The sequence below is a fragment of the Mycoplasmopsis ciconiae genome (assembly GCF_036350065.1).
GTDB lineage: Bacteria > Bacillota_I > Bacilli_A > Mycoplasmatales > Metamycoplasmataceae > Mycoplasmopsis > Mycoplasmopsis ciconiae.
In genome coordinates this window covers 1-1,155 of sequence record NZ_JAZDWZ010000018.1, presented here as the reverse complement: position 1 = coordinate 1,155, position 1,155 = coordinate 1, and the positions used below count along the sequence as shown (strand labels likewise).

General features: G+C 47.7%; 1 rRNA gene. It reads left to right on the top strand.

Features of this window, described 5'->3' with window-relative positions:
* A 23S ribosomal RNA gene (locus tag V2E24_RS03540) occupies window positions 1-1,094 on the top strand; the annotation flags it as partial.
* Between the last annotated feature and the right edge of the window lie 61 nt (window positions 1,095-1,155).

Here is a 1,155-nt window from a genome sequence, read left to right as displayed (position 1 = left end):
TCTCTGCTAAACCGCAAGGTGATGTATAGGGGGTGAAGCCTGCCCAGTGCCCGAAGGTTAAATGGATGCGTTAGCAATAGCGAAGCGTTGAAATGAAGCCCGGGTGAACGGCGGCCGTAACTATAACGGTCCTAAGGTAGCGAAATTCCTTGTCGGCTAAATACTGACCTGCACGAAAGGCGCAATGATCTCTCAACTGTCTCAACATTGGACTCGGTGAAATTATGGTCCCAGTGAAAACGCTGGGTACCCGCATCAAGACGAAAAGACCCCATGGAGCTTTACTACAACTTCGTATTGAAATTTGGCCTAACATGTGTAGGATAGGTGGGAGACTTTGAAGTTAAGACGCTAGTCTTAATGGAGTCGTCCTTGAAATACCACCCTTGGTATGTTGAGTTTCTAACTTGCCGCCGTTATCCGGTGGGAGGACAGTGCGTGGTGGGTAGTTTGACTGGGGCGGTCGCCTCCTAAAAGGTAACGGAGGCGTTCAAAGGTACACTCAATACAGTCAGAAACTGTATGCAGAGCGCAAAGGTAGAAGTGTGCTTGACTGTGAGACTTACAAGTCGAGCAGGTGCGAAAGCAGGACTTAGTGATCCGGCTGTACGTCATGGAACGGCAGTCGCTCAACGGATAAAAGTTACCCTGGGGATAACAGGCTTATCTTGCCCAAGAGATCACATCGACGGCAAGGTTTGGCACCTCGATGTCGGCTCATCGCATCCTGGAGCTGGAGTCGGTTCCAAGGGTTTGGCTGTTCGCCAATTAAAGCGGTACGCGAGCTGGGTTCAGAACGTCGTGAGACAGTTCGGTCCCTATCTGATGTGGGCGTTGGAATATTGATGAGAGCTGCTCTTAGTACGAGAGGACCGGAGTGGACACACCACTGGTGTTCCTGTTGTTTCGCCAGAAGCATAGCAGGGTAGCCAAGTGTGGAAGGGATAACCGCTGAAAGCATCTAAGTGGGAAGCCTCCTCAGAGATTAGTATTCCCTTGAAATTCCTTGTAGACGACGAGGTTGATAGGATGGAAGTGTAAGTGTAGCAATACATTCAGCTGACCATTACTAATAAATTGATAGGTTTAAAAGTGAGATTTATATTCAACTCATTTTAGTGAATTAAATTACTATTCAGTTTTCAAAGAATTTAA